The sequence below is a fragment of the Microlunatus capsulatus genome, assembly GCF_017876495.1.
Classification (GTDB): domain Bacteria; phylum Actinomycetota; class Actinomycetes; order Propionibacteriales; family Propionibacteriaceae; genus Microlunatus; species Microlunatus capsulatus.
Genome location: NZ_JAGIOB010000001.1, coordinates 320356 through 335660, shown reverse-complemented (window position 1 = coordinate 335660; position 15305 = coordinate 320356). Strand labels below are relative to the sequence as shown.

The following is a 15305-nucleotide window of genomic DNA, read 5'->3' as shown; positions in this document are numbered from 1 at the left end:
CCGACGGGCCCGGGTCAGGTCTCGAGGGTCACCAGGAACAGCTCCGAGTCGGCGGTCACGGGCAGCCCGGTCCAGGGCTGCTCCAGGTGACCGTCGTCGGTGTCGTCGTACCCGCGCAGGGCCCGCCCCCCGGGCAGCCGGAGGACCGGCTCGACCTCCCCGTCGGGGTGCTGGACGGCGACGTCCACGACCCGTCCGCGCAGCGTCACCCGCGGGTGCCGGGTGGTCAGCTCGTGGTGGGTCTCGACGTGGCGCGGTGGGCCGCCCTCGACGCCCGGCACGACCAGGCAGGTGACCTCGACGACGGCGTCCCGCTCGTAGGCGGGCCCGCAGCACGCGTGCTGCCAGCCGCCGACCTCGACCACCACCCGCACCCCGGCGATGCTAGGGCCGGACGGCTCCGGCGTCGACGGGTCCGGCGTCGCGGCGGGCCACCACGACCAGCTCGCGGCCCGGGCGGTCGGGCGCGTCCCGGACGTCGACCACGGTGAAGCCGGCGCGCCCCAGGTCCTCGGCCACCTCGTCGCGGGTCCGGAACCGCAGCGTCGAGTCCGAGGTCAGCACCGCGCCGTCGGCGGCGAAGCGCCAGGTCGAGCGGAAGCTCACCAGCGGACCCTCGACGGCGGTGACCTCGGTCCAGGTGGTCACCGGGCCGGCGCCGGCGACGTCGGCGGTCCGCAGCGTCGCCTCCCGGGTCCACTCCTCCCAGGCGCGCGCCGCCGGGTCCCGGGTCTCCAGCACCAGCACCCCGCCCGGCACCAGCGCGGCGTGCAGGGCGCGGAGCGTCGCCGCCCAGTCCTGCGGGTCGTCGACGGCCTGCGCCACGTTGGCCGTCATGGTCGCGACGTCCCGGTCGTCCAGGCGCAGCGCGCGGGCGTCGCCCTCGACCCAGCGCACCCGCTCGGCCCCCGGCTTGGCCCGGGCCACGGCGAGCGAGGCCGCCGCGGGGTCGACGCCGACGACGTCGAGCCCGCGTGCGGCCAGCAGCAGCGCGAAGGTCCCGGTCCCGCAGCCGACGTCGAGCACCCGGCGGGCCCCGAGCGCGGCGACGAGGTCGAGGTAGGGCAGCAGGTCGGAGCGGTCGGGGTCGAGGGCGTCGTAGACGGCGGCCAGCCGTGGGTGCCCGAACTCCGCGTCGACCACGCCGCCTCCTCCGCCCGGCGCCCCGGTGGCGCCCGGGGTCGAGCCTAGGACCGGACGCCGGCGCGGGGGCGGCTACCGTGCGGGGGTGGTCGACGGGTCTGCGGCGTGGGTGGTGGGAGCGGTCAGCGCGCGCGAGCCCGACGTGCAGGAACTGCTGGCGGCCCTGACCGCCGAGCTCGCGACCGGCGGCTACAGCGCCGAGCAGACCTTCGGCTACTCCGTCGAGCAGATCGAGCGCAGCGGCGTGCACCTCGTGGGCGCCCGGGTCGGGGCCGACCTCGTCGCGGTGGCGGGGCTCGAGCCGCAGACCGACGGCGTGGGGGAGCTCAAGCGGTTCTTCGTCAGCCCCCCGTGGCGCGGGCGCGGGGTCGCGGACGGCTTGATGACGGCGCTGCTGGCGCGGGCGGCGGAGCTCCGGCTCGGCGTGCTCAGGCTGGAGACGGGCGACCGCCAGGCGGCGGCGCTGGCCTTCTACCGCCGCCACGGGTTCACCCCCGTCGCGCGCTTCCCGCCCTACCAGGACAGCGCGACCTCGGTCTGCCTGGAACGGCGGCTCTGACGTGGCGCGCGCCGGTGACGTCCGGGGGGACGGGTGAACGGCCTCGGGCCGGAGGAGCTGGTCGTCGTCGCGCTGGTCGTGCTGGTCGTGCTGCTGCCGGCCGCCGTCGTCGTGCTGGTCGTCGTGCTCTCCCAGCGGCGCTCCCGCGACCCGGTCGGCGGTCCCGACGGCCGTCCCGGCGCGGCCCAGACGGAGCACCCGCTCGCCGTGACCAGCCTGGTCCTGGGGGTGCTCGGGCTGTCCGGGCTCGGGCTGCTGGCCCCGCTGGCCTGGGTCCTCGCCCGCCGGGGGCTGCGCGAGGTGGCGGCCGCACCGGGGCGGTACCGGCCCGGCGCGCTGCTGCGGGCGGCTCGCCTGCTCGGGATCGTCGGGACGACCCTGCTCGGGCTCTTCCTCGTCGCCGTCGTCATCGCCCTCGTCCTGCGCTGACCGGTCCGGCCGGCCCGGTGCGGGCACGGCCGACGCCGGGCGGCCTGGCTAGAGTGCGGGCATGACCTGCTGCCCGGCCGCTGAGCGCACCCGCCGCCGCTGAGCGGCGCGCCCACGCCCGCCGCTCCCGCGCCCCCGCCGGCCCCGTCCGGGCGCCGGCCCCGTCGTCGTGAACCGGAGCCACCCGTGAACCAGCAGCAGACCACCACCCCCAGCCCCACTCCCACCACCAGCCCGACTCCCACCACCAGTCCGACGCCGTCCCCGACCTGCGTCGTGCTGATGCTCGGCTACCCCGGCATGGGCAAGCGCACCATCGGCTCGCACCTCACGGCGCTGCTCGACGGCGTCCTGGTGGACAACCAGCTCATCAACCGGCCCGTCCTCGAGCTGTTCCGCTGGGACGGCGTCGCCCCGCTGCCCCGGGGGATCTGGGACCGCGTCCGACCGATCCGGGACGCCGTCCTCGGCGTCATCGAGGACCTCGCCCCGCTGTCCACCAGCTACGTCTTCACCAACGTGCTCGAGGACGAGCCGGCCGCCGTCGAGGAGTACGCGCAGCTCCGCGCGCTCGCCCACCGCCGCGGGTCGCTGTTCCTGGCCGTGCTGCTGACCTGCGACGTCGACGTCCAGGTCAGCCGGATCGACAACCCCGACCGGGTCGCCCTCCGCAAGGGGTCCGACCCCGAGGGCTACCGCGGCCACCGGCTCAGCACGCAGTTGTTCCAGCCCCCGGCCGAGGAGGTCCTGCACCTGGACAGCACGACGACGAGCCCGGCCGACAACGCCCGGCGCGTCCTCGACGAGCTGACGTCCCGTGGCTTCGCGCCCCCCTCGGGAGCCGCGCCGACGACCGGCGCCTGAGCTCCGGCGCCCGCCGCGCCGCACGGCCCGTGTGAGGCTGGCGCGGTGGGCGCAGCGGAGTCGGCGGTGCTGCTGGTGCTGGCGGGCGTCGCGGCCGGTGTCGTCGGCGCCGGGGGCGGGGTCTCCTCGCTGGTGTCCTACCCGGCGCTGCTCGCCGTCGGGGTCCCGCCGCTGGCGGCGAACGTCGTCAACCTGCTGGCCGGGGTGGCGATCGGGCCGGGCTCGGCGGTCAGCTCGCGCCGGGAGCTGGCCGGCAGCCGGGGCACCCTGGCCCGGCTCCTGCTCCCGACGGCGGCGGGTGCGCTGAGCGGGGCGACCCTGCTCGTGGTCACCCCGCCGGGAGTCTTCGAGGCCGTCGTGCCGTTCCTCGTCCTGAGCGGTGCGGTGGCCGTGCTGCTGCAGCCGCTGCTGGTGCGCCGGGTCCGGCGCGGAGCGGTCCCGCGCTGGGTGCCGCCCGCCGTGGTCGGCGTCGTCGCCGTGTACGGCGGCTACTTCGGCGCCGGCTCCGGGGTGATGCTCCTCGCTGCGGTGCTGGTCCTGGTCGAGGAGGCCGTGCTCCGGGCCAACGCGCTGAAGAACCTGCTGCTGGGCGTCATCTCCGTCGTCGCCGCCGTCGTCCTGGTGGTGGGGGAGCCGGTGCGCTGGTCCGCCGTCCTCCCGCTCGCCGCCGGGCTGCTGGTCGGCAGCGCGCTCGGCCCGGTGGTGGTCCGGCACCTGCCGCACGGCCTGGTCCGCGGGGTCGCCGCCGGGTGCGGGGTGGCCCTGGCCGTCTACCTGTGGGTGGTCCCGGGCTGACCTCGTCGGGTGGAGCCGGCGACGGCTCAGGCCACGACCGCGTGCCTGCTCAGCATGCCGCCTTGGAAGCGGGAGGCGGCGATGGTCTCCCGCACCGACCAGACGATGAAGGGGCTGAACCACCCCTGCGACGGCTTGCTGAACGCGTAGCCGCCGCCGAGGGTGACCGCGGCGTGCTCCGCCTGCCCCTCCCGGTTCCGCCAGACGAGGACGACGCCGGGTTGGTGGTCGTGACCGGTGCCGCGCACCGGCCGGGTCCGCGTGGAGAGCCAGAGGTCGATCGGCTCGCGCTGGCTCCGGTCGGCGGTGGAGCCGTCCTGCACCGCCGCCAGCACGGCGCCGAAGCAGTTGGGCCCGGACGCGGCCGGGAAGGTCCCGGCGCGGCCCTCCGCTCCTGGGAGGAGGACGCGGGCCTGCTCCCAGACCGCCGGAGGCACCTCCCCGTGTCGGCTGGCCGGCAGCCCGTGCTCGACGTAGTCCAGCAACGGCCGGTCGCCGACCCGGCGCAGCAGCCCCGGCCACCACACGATGCGCGAGTCCACCGCATGGTCCTCGGCGAGGGCACGAGCGGGCGCGGGCAGGTCGCTGACGCGCCCGGTCGCGGGTCTCCCGCGCAGGAGCGCGCGGCGCGTCGTCCGGTCGAGGGCCTCGAACTCGGGTTGCTCCAGCCAGGTCCAGCTCGGGTCGTCGTAGACGTGGAACGTGTCCCGCACACTGAGCGCCGGCTCGGTCGAGCGCCCGATCCCCGCGCCCCCGCCGCCGAGGAACCGCGTCGGGAACGGCTGCAGGGCCGGGGCGAACCAGTCGCGCCAGCGCTCGACGAGAGCGGGCGGCACCTCGATCCCCAGCACGGTCGTCACGGTCACGACTGCTCGCGGACGAGGAGGAGAGCACACACCGGTGCAGTCTCGACCACGTACCCGGTCCGGGTCGAGCACGGACCCGACGGCGCTCAGGACGTCAGCGTCGCGGACGGCTCCGCAGCCGGTGGACGAGCGCGGTCAGCCCGACGAAGGGGAGCAGCAGCACGAGCATGTACACCGGCAGGAACAGCAGGAGCAGGACCGCGGTCGAGCTCTCGTCCCGCAGCATGGAGACCAGCGACACGACGATCAGCCCCGTCTGCACCACGCAGGCCACCACGACGACCGAGAGCCCGCGCGGCGCCCGCCGGGCGGCCACCCGGACCAGGGCCGCCAGGGCCAGGGGCGGGAGCAGGTTGTAGCCGACGAGGACGAGCTCGAAGACGGCGTCCTCGCCGACGCCCCCGGGCCGCGACCAGGGCGGCGCCCACGTCGCCGGGTCGAACAGCCCGGCCGAGAAGGCCAGCACCGCCAGCGTCACGAGGGCGCTCACGGCGGGGAAGGCCAGCAACCACCGGGCCGAGGGGTTCCCGGGTGACGGCCGTCGCGCTCCTCCGGGTCGCCCCGACGGGTGGCCCGGCCGCGGTCCTGCGGTCAGCAGCTCGCCGGCGGGAGCCGTCGCGGCGTCCCGGCTCTCGGTCCCGGGCTGCGGGGGGTGGTCCTGGGGTCCTGCGGCGCTGAGGTTCGTCATGGGACCAGCCTGGGGACGAGGCGGGGTGGCGCGCGTCGTGCCGCAGCATGAGGGGCGTCCGTCCCCGGGTGGAACCTGCGCCGTCGTGCACCCGGTCCGCGTCCGGGGTCAGCGAGCATGGGACCACCGCTGCTGCTCATGGCCGACATGTCCCGTCCGGGACGGTTGCCGTCCCCCGACCGCCCCCACCTCCGATCGGATCGTCCTGCTGATGACTGCGACCACCCCCACCGCCGACCCCCCGCCCCGGCCGCGACCGCTGCCGGCGTGGCTCGGCGTGCTCGTCGGGATCGCGGCGGCCGGGGTCGGCCTGCTGCCCTGGCTGGTGACCGGGCTGCGGCTGCCGCTGCAGAACCTGTGGGCCGTCGAGACCCGGCCCGAGGACATGCCGCGCGTGCTGCTGCCGTTCAACCAGTACCTCCTGGTCCTGCTGATCGGCGTCCTCGTCACCGGCTCCGTCCTCGCCGGGCTCGCCGCCCGGGTGCTCCGCGAACGGCTGCCGCGCGGCGGGGTGCTCGCCGTGGCGGCCGGGCTCCTGCTCGTCCAGCTGGTCGCCGTGGTCCAGACCACCGCGGTCGTGCACGCCGGCCTCACCGAGCGCCTCGCCGCGACGTTGTACCTCCTCGCCCTGGTCGGGGTCGCCGGGCTGTCGGTGCTGGTGGGTGCCGTCGCCCTGGCCCTGGTCGCGACCGCCCCGCCCGGCGGCGCCGTCGTCGGGCTGTGCGTCGGGGCCCTCGCCCTCGGCCCGTGGCTCAGCGGGCTCGTCGTCCCGTCCGGCTCCGGGTACCCCTCGCCCGGCGTGCTCGCCCTGCTCACGGCGCTGCGGTGGGTGCCACCCGTGCTGGTCGGGCTCGCGGTAGCGTGGGCCGGGCTGCGGACGCCGGGCCGGGTCGCGGCCGCCGTCGTCGGCCTCCTGCTGGTCTGGGTCGTCCCCGCGCTCACCACCGGCCTGGTCAACGCCGGCGGCAGCCGGGCGCTGGCCCGCGACCCCGCCGAGCTGGTGGCCTACGCTGCCGAGGTGTTCCGCGCGGCGCTCACCACACCGGCTCTCGCGCTGCCGCCCATCGCGGTCGCGGTGCTGGTCGCCGTCGTCGGCCTGGTCGTCGGCCCCGTGCTCCGTCGTCGCGGCGGAGGAGACGGTGCGTAACCCGCCGGCCGAGGTGGCCGTCGACGCCGCCCTGGTCGAGGCGCTGCTGCACGAGCAGCTGCCCGCGCTGGCGGGCGAGGTGCGGGTCGTCGCCCACGGGTGGGACAACGTCATCGCCCGCGTCGGCGCCGACCTGTGCGTCCGGGTCCCGCGGCGCGCCCTGTCCGCCCCGCTGGTGCAGCACGAGGCCCGGTGGCTGCCCCGGCTCGCGCCCCTGCTGCCGGTCGAGGTCCCGACGGCGGTGGCCGTCGGCGGCCCGGGGCACGGCTACCCGTGGACCTGGCTGGTCTGCCCGTGGTTCGAGGGCCGCCCGTTGGCGGAGGTCCCGGTCGGCGAGCGCGGTGGGGTGGCCGCCGGGCTGGGTGCGTTCGTGGCGGCGCTGCACGTCCCCGCCCCGGCCGACGCCCCGGCGAGCCCGTGGCGCGGCATCCCCCTCGCCGTCGTCGACGCCACCGTCGAGGACCGCCTGCGGCAGGTCCCGTCCGCCGACGCCGAGACGCTCCGCGCCGCCTGGCTCCGGTGCCGGGACACGCCTGCGCACGCCGGCCCTCCGCGGTGGCTGCACGGCGACCTGCACCCGCTCAACGTGCTGGCCGACGTCGGACCCGAACCCGGCCTGCGGGCGGTGATCGACTGGGGCGACCTCTGCTGCGGCGACCCGGCCACCGACCTGGCCGTCGGCTGGCTGGCCTTCGACGCCCACGACCGGGCCACCTTCCGCGCCGCTGCCGCGGCCCGGCACCCGCTCGACGACCCGGTGTGGGACCGGGCGCTGGGCTGGGCGGTGGCCCTCGGACTGCTGTTCATGCTCGACGCCGAGCCCGGGACCGTCGCCCACGGCGTCGGCGCCCACCTGCTGGAGCAGCTGCGGGGCCACGATGAGCGCTGACAGGCCGGGCGCGGGGGACGCGGTGCCGGCCGCACCCGGGGCCACGGAGGGGCGGGTGCTGCGGCACGGCGTCCTGGTCCTCGGGCTGGCGGTGCTGGCCGGCGCGCTCGGCGGAGCCGTCCTCGGTGCCCTGACGGTCGCTCTCGACGCGCTGACCACGCGGTCCTCCACCACCTGGGCGTTCGACGCGCTCGTCGCCGCGGCGGCCGGAGCGGTGGTGGGCGCCGTCGTCGCGACGCCGACCAGCCTGGTCTGGATGCTGCTCGCCGACGGCGGACGGCCCCGGCCGCGTCTCGCCCGGGCCGGTTCCGGCGTGACGGCGGCCCTGGCCGTCCTGGTGCTCGCTCAGGTCCTCGTGCGCGGGATCGGCTGGTTCGCCGTCGTCTGCGCCGTGGTCGCCGCCCTCGTCGCGGCTGCGGCCGGACCCGCGCTGGGCTACCGGCGACGGCGGCGCTGACCCCCGCCGGCCGACCTCGAGCCGACGGGCGTCAGCGGTGCCGGACCCAGATCGCCGGCTCGACGCAGGTCCCGCGGTCGACCGCCCGGTCGACGTGCAGCGGGGCCAGCGCGTCGGGGACGACGTAGGCCCCGTCACCCGGCAGCTCGAGCCCGCTCCAGTCCCGCCACTGGTCGACCGTGCCGGTGAAGGTCTGGGAGGCGGGGCTGGTGCCCAGCAGCCGGCCGCCCATCCGCAGGTGGGTCCGCAGCCACGGGTCGAAGGCGCTGCCGTCGTCGCGCGTCCAGCGCGCGTAGTCCTCGACCGGCGTGAGCGGGTAGCGGTGCTTGGCCGTGGGGCGCAGGGGAGCGATCACCCGGGCGAGCCCGGCCGCCTCCGCCGTCTCGCGCAGGCCGTCGACCAGGGCCGCGGCGAGACCGGTGCGGCCGGCGTCGGGCCGGACCTGCGCTGCGCAGAGGACGAAGGTGTCGGGGACGGCGGCGGCCTCGTGGTCGCGGACGGCGCGGGCCAGGGCGTCGCTGTAGCCGCCCGGGAGGTCGTGACGGTCCCGTCCCAGGCCAGCGGCACGCCCCAGCCGGCGGCGACGAGGACGTCGTCCTGCAGCAGCGCGACCTCGAGGTGGCCGAAGGTGGCGCGGATGGCCGGCAGGTGGCGCGCGGCCTCGGCGTCGGCCTCGATGAACGCCGGCCAGCCGCCGGCGAACAAGGCCGCGAGCTGCTCGGCCGGTCGCGGACGGAGGTGGAAGGGCTCGACCGTCAGGCCCGGCCGAGGTCCCGGCGCGGTCACGGGGCGTGGGGCGAGACCGCCCACTCCGACGCGAGGACGCTGCGGACCTCGGAGTCGCGCCAGCCGTCCCGGAGCCGGATCGTGTCGCGGAGACGGCCCTCGTAGGTCATGCCGATCTTCTGCAGCACGCGGGCGGACGCCGTGTTGCGGGGGTCGCACGTGGCGCTCACCCGGTGCAGGCCGTGCTCGACGAAGGCCCGTCGCAGCAGCTCGACGGCGACCGCCGTCGCGATGCCGCGCCGCCAGTGGTCGACGTCCACCGCGTAGGCGATCTCCCCGTGCTGGTCGCGCCGGCTGCGGATGGTGAGCTCGCCGAGTCCCACCACCTGCCGCCCCAGCTCGGCCACCCAGACGTGGCGGTCCTGCGGGACCCGGCTCCAGGCGGCGACGGCGGCCGAGGTGAACGTCCGCGTCTGCTCCGGGGTGTTCGGCCCCCAGGCCTGGAACCGGCAGGCCTGCTCGTCCGCGGCCCAGTGGTGGATGGCCGGCCAGTCGGCGAGCACGACGGGGCGGAGCAGGACCTCGGGCGGCACGGTGCCATTGAACTCCCTGCCGTCTCGATCCCGGACGGGGCGGGGCCGTCCCGTGGCTCAGAGCACGAAGCGCGTGGTCGGGTCGTCCACCAGGACCACGTCGATGCGCTCGCGGTGCGCGGGCTCCATCGGCGGCAGGTCGTTGACGGACCACCAGACCGCCTCCGTCGACTCCTCGTCCGCGGCGTACGGCTCGCCCTCGAGCCAGGTGCAGGCGAAGGTGTGGTCGAGGTAGTGGGCCAGGTCGCCGTTGGGGTGGGCCATGAGCGGGTGCGCCGCGACCGAGGCGAGGCGGTCGACGCGGATGCGCACGCCCGTCTCCTCCAGCGTCTCGCGGGCCGCAGCGGCCGCCGGCTGCTCACCCGGGTCGACGATCCCGGTGACCGGAGCCCACCGACCGTTGTCCGAGCGTCGGACCAGGAGCACCTCGGTGCCCCGGTCGCAGGGACGGCGGACGACAGCTGTCACGCCGGGGAGCCACAGCGGGGCGTGGCCGACGTGGCGGCGGAGGGCGAGGACGAACTCGGGGACGGCCATGGACGCAGGCTAGGTCCGCCGCCCGTCCCCGCGCCCGGGTCGTCGCCCACCAGGTCGGTGCGGACCGTGTCCGGTCGTCAGAGGAGCCCCAGGTCGGCGGCGAGGGCGACGAGGTCAGCCTGCCCGCCGTTGTCGAAGCCGGCGAGATAGGTTCTGGCCTCGGCCGGCGGGAGGGCGTGCACGGCGACCACGACCTCGCCGTCGGGCGGGTTCGTCGGCTCGCCCACCCGCTCCACCTCGACCGCCCCGACCAGCCACGCCGTCACGGGGAAGGGGTGCCAGTCGCGCCACGGCGCGTCCGTGCTGGTCACCGTGAAGCTGGCGAACCAGGTGACGGGCCCGGTGGGGACGCAGCCGGCCTCCTCGACGAGCTCACGACGCGCCGTCGTCTCGACGTCCTCCCCGCGCTCGCGGCTGCCGCCGGGGAGCGTCCGCCAGCCCTCGACCGTCTGGCACACGACGAGGCGGGACCCGGTGGTGGCGAGGAGCCGCACGTTGACGACCAGGTCGTCGGGCGGCAGGTCCAGCGTCAGCGCCAAGCGGTGGTCGCGCGACTCGCCCGCCCAGCTGTGCCGGTGCGGGCGGACGAGGCGCGGGTAGCGGGCCTCCAGGTCGACGCTGTCCACTGTGCGAGCATCGCAGCCGACCGAGGCTCAGAGCAGCGATCGCCGCACAGTCGAACGCGCGCAGCACCGGACCTCAGGACTCCGGGGTCCCGCGCATCAGCTCCACGTCGGCTCCCCAGCCGTCGACCACGTCGCCGTGCCCGTGCTCGCGGGCCGTCGGCTCGACCGCGGCGAAGGCCTGCCGCACCCCGACGGAGACGTCCACCGGCCGGAGCAGGGAGCCGACCACGCGGCGGGTGCTGGCGAGGTCCCAGCCGGGCACGGGCAGCGGGAACCGCTCCAGCTCCCACTCCAGGTACTTGTTGTACGGCTCGACCCGGCGGGCCAGCGCGAAGACGTAGCCGATCATCGGCCGGACCGCCTCGGCGGCGTCCAGCCGGGCGGCCAGACCGCGTCCGTCGCGGTCGTTCTTGAGGGCGCGGTAGACCGAGTTGAGGAACTGGTCCAGGAGGCGCGGTGCCAGCGTCGCGGCCTCCGCCTCACCCAGCGCGGCCTTCTCCGCCACCAGCGGGCCGACCTGTCCGTCGCGGTCGAGGACCACCTGGGCGTAGGCGTAGGAGTAGCGGTCCCAGACGTATTCGCTGCCGGGCAGCGCGTGCCGGCGGAAGGCCGTCAGCCCGGTGACAGCCAGGTCGAGCTCAGGGGTCCGGCGCCGCTCGGCGGCCAGCTCGTCGACGTGCTCGTCGCGGGCCACGACCAGGACGTCGTAGTCGGAGCGTTCCGTGGCCGTGCCCGCGCGGGCCTGCGAGCCGGACAGCACCACCCCCAGCACCCAGTCGTCGGCTCGCAGCCGGTCGAGCAGGTCGGTGTACTGGCGGCGGAGCTCGCGCTGGTCCATGCGGGCAGCCTCGCCCCTGCCGACCGACGGGGCCAGAGGGTTTCCGGAGCCCTCCCGCACCCGCGGGCGCTGGTCGTCCCGCGCCCCTCCTCGCACGCCGCGCCCCGTCGGGACGGCCGCGCCCCGTGCACCGGGCGTGGGAGTCGGATCGGGGCGCGGGAGTAGGAACGGGGCGCGGCAGCAGCGACGGGGCGCGGGAGCCGGTCTGCTCCGGACGACGCGAGGGGCGCCGGGTCGTCAGACCCGGCGCCCCTCGTCCAGCTCCGCCTACTTCCGGATGACCACCACCACCCGGCGGTTGGCCGAGCGGTCCGCGGGCTGGCCGCCGACGACCACCGGCCGGCTGCTGCCGTAGGCCTTCTCCTGGCGGGAGGAGACCTGGCGGGCGTACTGCCCCAGCAGGTCGCAGACGGCCGCCGCGCGCTGGGCCGACAGCTTCTTCTCCCGCGAGACGACGCCGCCGTAGTCGGCGTAGCCCTCGCAGGTGACCGCCTTGACGTAGGTGAGGCTGGTCGCGACCGACTTCACCTGCGCGCGCCCGGAGGCGCTGATCTTCGTGCCGTCGAAGCTGAAGAGGTTGAGCAGCTCGACGGCCTGACCGGGCTGCAGCTGACGCCCGTCCAGGCTGGTGCCGGGCACGGCCACCCGGTCGTAGCCCGAGCGGGCGCTCGCCCGCGTCACCCGCAGCGGGCCGCGGTAGGACGCCGGCTTCTTCGGCACCGCGACCTGCTTCTTGCGCGCCGCCTTCGTCACCGGGTCCTTGAACCACTGGGCCGTGGCGGCCTTCACCGCGGCGGTGGCCGGACCGGTACCGGCGGCGTTGCGGGCCCGGACCCGGACGCTGAACGCCTTCCCGTTGAGGACCGGGGCCACCGTGACGCGCAGCGGCTCCCGGCCGGTGGTCCTGGCCGTGGTCCAGGTCTTCCCGCCGTCCAGGCTCAGCTGGTAGCCGGTGACCGGGGTCCCGCCGTCGTCGGCCGGGGCCCTGAAGGTCAGCGACAGGCTGCGGTCGCCCGCCGTCACCGCGAGGGCCCGCGGAGCGCTGGGCGCCGCGGTCACCTCGACGGCTGCGCTGGTGCGGACCGGGCCGGTGCCGGTGCCCGCCCGGGTGGCGTCGAGGTTCACGGCCACGACGCTGAAGCGGTACTCGACGCCCGTGGGCAGGTCGTCGAAGGTGCACCGCGTCGTGCGGGTGGTGCACGTCTGGCCGCCCGGGGCGCTGGTGACGACGTAACCCGTGATCGGGGAACCGCCGTCCGACGCCGGAGCCCGCCAGCTGACGGTCGGCTCCCCGCCCGCGACGGTGACGGCCAGCGAGCGGACGGCGCCCGGGGTGGTGGCCGGGGTCGCCTCGACGACCTCGGACCGCGGACCGTTGCCCACCGCGTTCACGGCGCGGACCGCGACGGGGTAGCGGGTCCCGTTGGTCAGGCCGGTCACGGTGGCCGTGAGGTCGTCGCCGACCGGAGCGGTGGTGAGGGGACCCCACGTCCGCCCGCCGTCGAGGGACACCTGGTAGCCGACGACATCGGCGCCGTTGGCGGCCGGCGGTCCGAGCTGGAGCACGAGGGCGCCGGCGGTCGAGCTCACCGACCGCAGGACCGGACGGCCCGGCACGGCGGCCGGGGTGACGGCGTCGGAGGCAGCCGAGGGGTCGGAGTCGCCGACGTCGTTGGTGGCGACCACGGTGAAGGTGTAGCTGGAGCCGTTGTCCAGCCCCTCGACGACGCAGGGGCTGCTCGCGCACACGACGGTGCGTCCGCCCGGGGCCACCACGACGGTGTAGCCGGTGATCGCGGAGCCGTTGGCCGCCGGTGCCGTCCAGGAGACGGTCGCCGCGCGGTCCCCGCGGGTGGCGGCCACGCCGGTCGGGGCCTCGGGCGCCCGGGCCGGGGTGACGGCGGAGGACGGGCTGCTGGCGCCCGGCCCCACCTCGTTGACGGCGCGCACCCGCAGGTCGTAGTCGCGGCCGTTGGTCAGCCCGGTGAGGCTCGCCTCGACCGGTCCGGTGCCGGTGGTCTCGAGGTCCACCCAGGTCTCGCCGCCGTCGAGGCTGACCTCGTAGGAGGTGATGGCGGAGCCGCCGTCGTCCGGGACGTCGAAGCTCAGCGCGGCCGAGGAGTCCCCGCGCTCGACCCCGAGGGCCAGCGGTCCGGCGGGGACGGTGGCCGGGACGACCGGACCGGCCGACGCGGACTCCGCCGAGAGGCCGACCTCGTTGAGCGCGGCCACCGTGACGGTGTACGCGGTGCCGTTCTCGAGGCCGTCGACGACGCACGGGCTGGCCGGGCAGGTGACGACGGGCCCGTCCGGGGACACGGTGACCCGGTACTCGGTGACCGGGCTGCCGCCGTCGTCGGCGGGGGCGGTGAAGGTGACGGTGGCCGACCCGGCGCCGCGGCTCGCGGAGACCCCGGTGGGAGCGGACGGGGCCGCGAGCGGGGTGACCTCGCCGGCGCCGACCGGTGCCGACGAGCCGACCGCGTTGACGGCCTGGACGCTGAAGGCGTACTCCTCGCCGTTCGTCAGCCCGGGCACCACGCAGGGCGAGGCCGCACAGGTGACCACCGCGCCGGAGGGCTCGACGGTGATCCGGTACCCGGTCACGGGGGTGCCGCCGTCGTCGGCCGGCGCCGTGAAGCGGACGGTGGCGGACCCGGCGCCGCTCTCGACGCTGAGGTCGGTCGGGCTGCCCGGCGTGGTGGCCGGGGTGACCGGCGCGGTGCGGACCGAGGCCGGACCGGTGCCGTGCACGTTGCGCGCCTGGACCGTGAAGGTGGTGGCGGTGCCGTTGGTGAGGCCGCTGACCTCGCAGGGGCTGGCGGTGCAGGTCGTCGTGGCGCCGCCCGGGCTCGTGGTGACGACGTAGTCCAGGACGGGGGAGCCGCCGGTGCTGGCCGGTGCGGTGAAGGTCACCGTCGCCGTGCCGTCGCCGCGGGTGGCGACGACGCCGGTCGGGGCGCCCGGCACGGACTCGACCGAGACCCGCGCGCTGGCGCGGGCGACGACGCCGGCGGTGGTCGAACCGACGGCCAGGTCGCCGTACTCGACGATGTAGCCCGCGATCGCGCCGGAGACGGGGGCGAGGTCGTTCCACCGCCCGATGGTGCCGCCCCAGTTGGTGACGGCGGCGTACTCACCGCTCCCGGAGTTGTTGGGCTCGCCCGTCCCCCAGCTGCTGTAGCTGTTCGGCGTGGTGAAGCTGCAGGGACCCGTCGCGTTGGTGCAGGACGAGACGACCTGGCCGGCGAGCGGACCGTCGCCCCAGGCCCACGTGCGGGCGGGGTTCTGCGTCGGGTTGGTGGTCGCGAAGGCACCGAACCAGACGTTGGTCGCCCCCTGGATGCGGCTGGAGACCAGGTCGTTCAGCGCCTGGCTGGGCATCGTGGCGAGGTAGCCCGTCTGGCCCTGGAACGTGCGGGCCCGGGCCGCGCTGCGGGCGGTGGTGGCGCTGATCCCCGCTGCCGGCACGTACTCGTAGAAGTGCTGGTTGGGCGCGGCGTAGACGTAGCCCGGCGTCGAGATCTGCGCGGCCACGTCGACGGTGGCGACGACGCCGGAGGTCGTCCCGGGGCTCAGGACCAGGCTGGCCAGCCCCGCGTTGAGGTCGGGCTGCAGACCGGTGAAGGTGATGGCGGAGCCACCCGACCAGGAGTTGCCGAAGGCGAGCGTGAGCCCGGTGGTGGTCGTGATGGCCAGGGTGCCGCGGTCGGTGGAGACGGTGACCTGGATGTCGGTGGTGTCGTCGAGGCCGGTGACGCCGACCCCGGTGAGCGGGGTCCTCGCGCCCGTGAGGGCGACGGTGGTGCTGGTGGAGGTGACGGCCAGGCCGGGGGCCGCGCTGGCACCGGGGGCGGTGACCAGCAGGGTGAGGGCGGCGAGGACCAGGGCCACGGTGGCCGAGCAGGTCCTGCGGAACCGCCCCAGGGAGGGGGGTGGGGTCATGCGGGTGGTGCTCCTTCGTCCCCGAGTGGACGGTGCCGAGCGAGCGCTGGTCGGCTGGCGTGGTCCCCCGAGCGGACGGCGGGCGGGAGGTCGGCGACCCCGTGGGCCCTGAGCCGGGCGTCAGCGTAGTGCCCTCGTGGCGTCAGCGCGCGGAGAAGAGGCGGACGGGGTCAGCCTCGTCGCCCGTTCCGCGATACCGGATC

General features: G+C 76.4%; 18 protein-coding genes. 7 read left to right on the top strand and 11 right to left on the bottom strand.

Annotated features, from left to right (window positions below; translation table 11 throughout):
• Positions 1 to 14 precede the first annotated feature (14 nt).
• Entirely contained in the window at positions 15 to 374 is a 360-nt protein-coding gene (locus JOF54_RS01580) for a hypothetical protein (RefSeq protein ID WP_210052387.1), read from the bottom strand.
• Between the two features lie 10 nt (positions 375 to 384).
• Positions 385 to 1143: a class I SAM-dependent methyltransferase gene (locus tag JOF54_RS01575; RefSeq protein ID WP_210052385.1), complete on the bottom strand. Its 759-nt coding sequence runs from the start codon at positions 1141 to 1143 to the stop codon at positions 385 to 387.
• 85 nt (positions 1144 to 1228) lie between these two features.
• On the opposite strand from JOF54_RS01575, the gene JOF54_RS01570 reads away from it, so the two are divergent.
• The 4 genes from JOF54_RS01570 to JOF54_RS01555 all read left to right on the top strand — a co-directional run bounded on the left by JOF54_RS01570 (position 1229) and on the right by JOF54_RS01555 (position 3790).
• The gene (locus tag JOF54_RS01570; RefSeq protein ID WP_210052383.1) at positions 1229 to 1702 is read left to right on the top strand and encodes a GNAT family N-acetyltransferase; all 474 of its coding nucleotides are present in this window, start codon (positions 1229 to 1231) and stop codon (positions 1700 to 1702) included.
• A 33-nt stretch (positions 1703 to 1735) separates the two neighbouring features.
• Positions 1736 to 2131, top strand: coding sequence for a hypothetical protein (locus JOF54_RS01565; RefSeq protein WP_210052381.1), 396 nt, complete (start codon positions 1736 to 1738; stop codon positions 2129 to 2131).
• Between the two features lie 186 nt (positions 2132 to 2317).
• Entirely contained in the window at positions 2318 to 2995 is a 678-nt protein-coding gene (locus tag JOF54_RS01560) for a P-loop nucleotide/nucleoside kinase family protein (RefSeq protein WP_210052379.1), read from the top strand.
• 45 nt (positions 2996 to 3040) lie between these two features.
• Complete coding sequence (locus tag JOF54_RS01555) at positions 3041 to 3790, top strand: sulfite exporter TauE/SafE family protein (protein ID WP_210052377.1); 750 nt, start codon at positions 3041 to 3043, stop codon at positions 3788 to 3790.
• A gap of 26 nt (positions 3791 to 3816) precedes the next feature.
• On the opposite strand, the gene JOF54_RS01550 is transcribed toward JOF54_RS01555, so the two are convergent.
• Both JOF54_RS01550 and JOF54_RS01545 read right to left on the bottom strand, forming a co-directional pair.
• Positions 3817 to 4650, bottom strand: a complete 834-nt coding sequence (locus JOF54_RS01550) for a hypothetical protein (protein ID WP_210052375.1) — start codon at positions 4648 to 4650, stop codon at positions 3817 to 3819.
• Between the two features lie 100 nt (positions 4651 to 4750).
• Entirely contained in the window at positions 4751 to 5146 is a 396-nt protein-coding gene (locus JOF54_RS01545; RefSeq protein WP_210052373.1) for a hypothetical protein, read from the bottom strand.
• Between the two features lie 409 nt (positions 5147 to 5555).
• Here JOF54_RS01545 and JOF54_RS01540 point away from each other — a divergent pair, with 409 nt between their 5' ends.
• From JOF54_RS01540 to JOF54_RS01530, 3 genes are read left to right on the top strand one after another with little or no spacing between them, the layout of a single operon-like run.
• Entirely contained in the window at positions 5556 to 6491 is a 936-nt protein-coding gene (locus JOF54_RS01540; RefSeq protein ID WP_210052371.1) for a hypothetical protein, read from the top strand.
• On the top strand, positions 6484 to 7380 hold the full coding sequence (locus JOF54_RS01535) for an aminoglycoside phosphotransferase family protein (RefSeq protein ID WP_210052369.1): 897 nt from the start codon (positions 6484 to 6486) through the stop codon (positions 7378 to 7380). The genes JOF54_RS01540 and JOF54_RS01535 overlap by 8 nt, the downstream gene beginning before the upstream one ends.
• On the top strand, positions 7370 to 7837 hold the full coding sequence (locus JOF54_RS01530; RefSeq protein ID WP_210052367.1) for a hypothetical protein: 468 nt from the start codon (positions 7370 to 7372) through the stop codon (positions 7835 to 7837). Before JOF54_RS01535 ends, JOF54_RS01530 begins: the two co-directional genes overlap by 11 nt.
• Positions 7838 to 7868: 31 nt before the next feature.
• Here JOF54_RS01530 and JOF54_RS01525 read toward each other — a convergent pair whose 3' ends face one another.
• The 7 genes from JOF54_RS01525 to JOF54_RS01495 all read right to left on the bottom strand — a co-directional run bounded on the left by JOF54_RS01525 (position 7869) and on the right by JOF54_RS01495 (position 15102).
• Positions 7869 to 8192, bottom strand: a complete 324-nt coding sequence (locus tag JOF54_RS01525; RefSeq protein WP_210052365.1) for a hypothetical protein — start codon at positions 8190 to 8192, stop codon at positions 7869 to 7871.
• Positions 8189 to 8623 carry a hypothetical protein gene (locus JOF54_RS01520; RefSeq protein WP_210052363.1) on the bottom strand — a complete coding sequence of 145 codons (435 nt, stop codon included), beginning with the start codon at positions 8621 to 8623 and terminating at the stop codon, positions 8189 to 8191. The genes JOF54_RS01525 and JOF54_RS01520 overlap by 4 nt, the downstream gene beginning before the upstream one ends.
• The gene (locus tag JOF54_RS01515; protein WP_210052361.1) at positions 8620 to 9156 is read right to left on the bottom strand and encodes a GNAT family N-acetyltransferase; all 537 of its coding nucleotides are present in this window, start codon (positions 9154 to 9156) and stop codon (positions 8620 to 8622) included. The genes JOF54_RS01520 and JOF54_RS01515 overlap by 4 nt, the downstream gene beginning before the upstream one ends.
• A 57-nt stretch (positions 9157 to 9213) precedes the next feature.
• Positions 9214 to 9693, bottom strand: coding sequence for an NUDIX hydrolase (locus tag JOF54_RS01510; RefSeq protein WP_210052359.1), 480 nt, complete (start codon positions 9691 to 9693; stop codon positions 9214 to 9216).
• Positions 9694 to 9770: 77 nt separating this feature from the next.
• On the bottom strand, positions 9771 to 10319 hold the full coding sequence (locus JOF54_RS01505) for an NUDIX domain-containing protein (RefSeq protein WP_210052357.1): 549 nt from the start codon (positions 10317 to 10319) through the stop codon (positions 9771 to 9773).
• 73 nt (positions 10320 to 10392) lie between these two features.
• On the bottom strand, positions 10393 to 11157 hold the full coding sequence (locus tag JOF54_RS01500) for a nucleotidyltransferase domain-containing protein (protein WP_210052355.1): 765 nt from the start codon (positions 11155 to 11157) through the stop codon (positions 10393 to 10395).
• Between the two features lie 267 nt (positions 11158 to 11424).
• Positions 11425 to 15102 carry a fibronectin type III domain-containing protein gene (locus JOF54_RS01495; protein ID WP_210052353.1) on the bottom strand — a complete coding sequence of 1226 codons (3678 nt, stop codon included), beginning with the start codon at positions 15100 to 15102 and terminating at the stop codon, positions 11425 to 11427.
• Positions 15103 to 15305 lie beyond the last annotated feature (203 nt).

Bases quoted from the DNA above. Each gene is read 5' to 3' on its own strand.
- JOF54_RS01540 (WP_210052371.1), top strand. From the start codon at position 5,556: ATGACTGCGACCACCCCCACCGCCGACCCCCCGCCCCGGCCGCGACCG.
- JOF54_RS01530 (WP_210052367.1), top strand. From the start codon at position 7,370: ATGAGCGCTGACAGGCCGGGCGCGGGGGACGCGGTGCCGGCCGCACCC.
- JOF54_RS01510 (WP_210052359.1), bottom strand. From the start codon at position 9,693: ATGGCCGTCCCCGAGTTCGTCCTCGCCCTCCGCCGCCACGTCGGCCAC.
- JOF54_RS01500 (WP_210052355.1), bottom strand. From the start codon at position 11,157: ATGGACCAGCGCGAGCTCCGCCGCCAGTACACCGACCTGCTCGACCGG.
- JOF54_RS01495 (WP_210052353.1), bottom strand. From the start codon at position 15,102: ATGACCCCACCCCCCTCCCTGGGGCGGTTCCGCAGGACCTGCTCGGCC.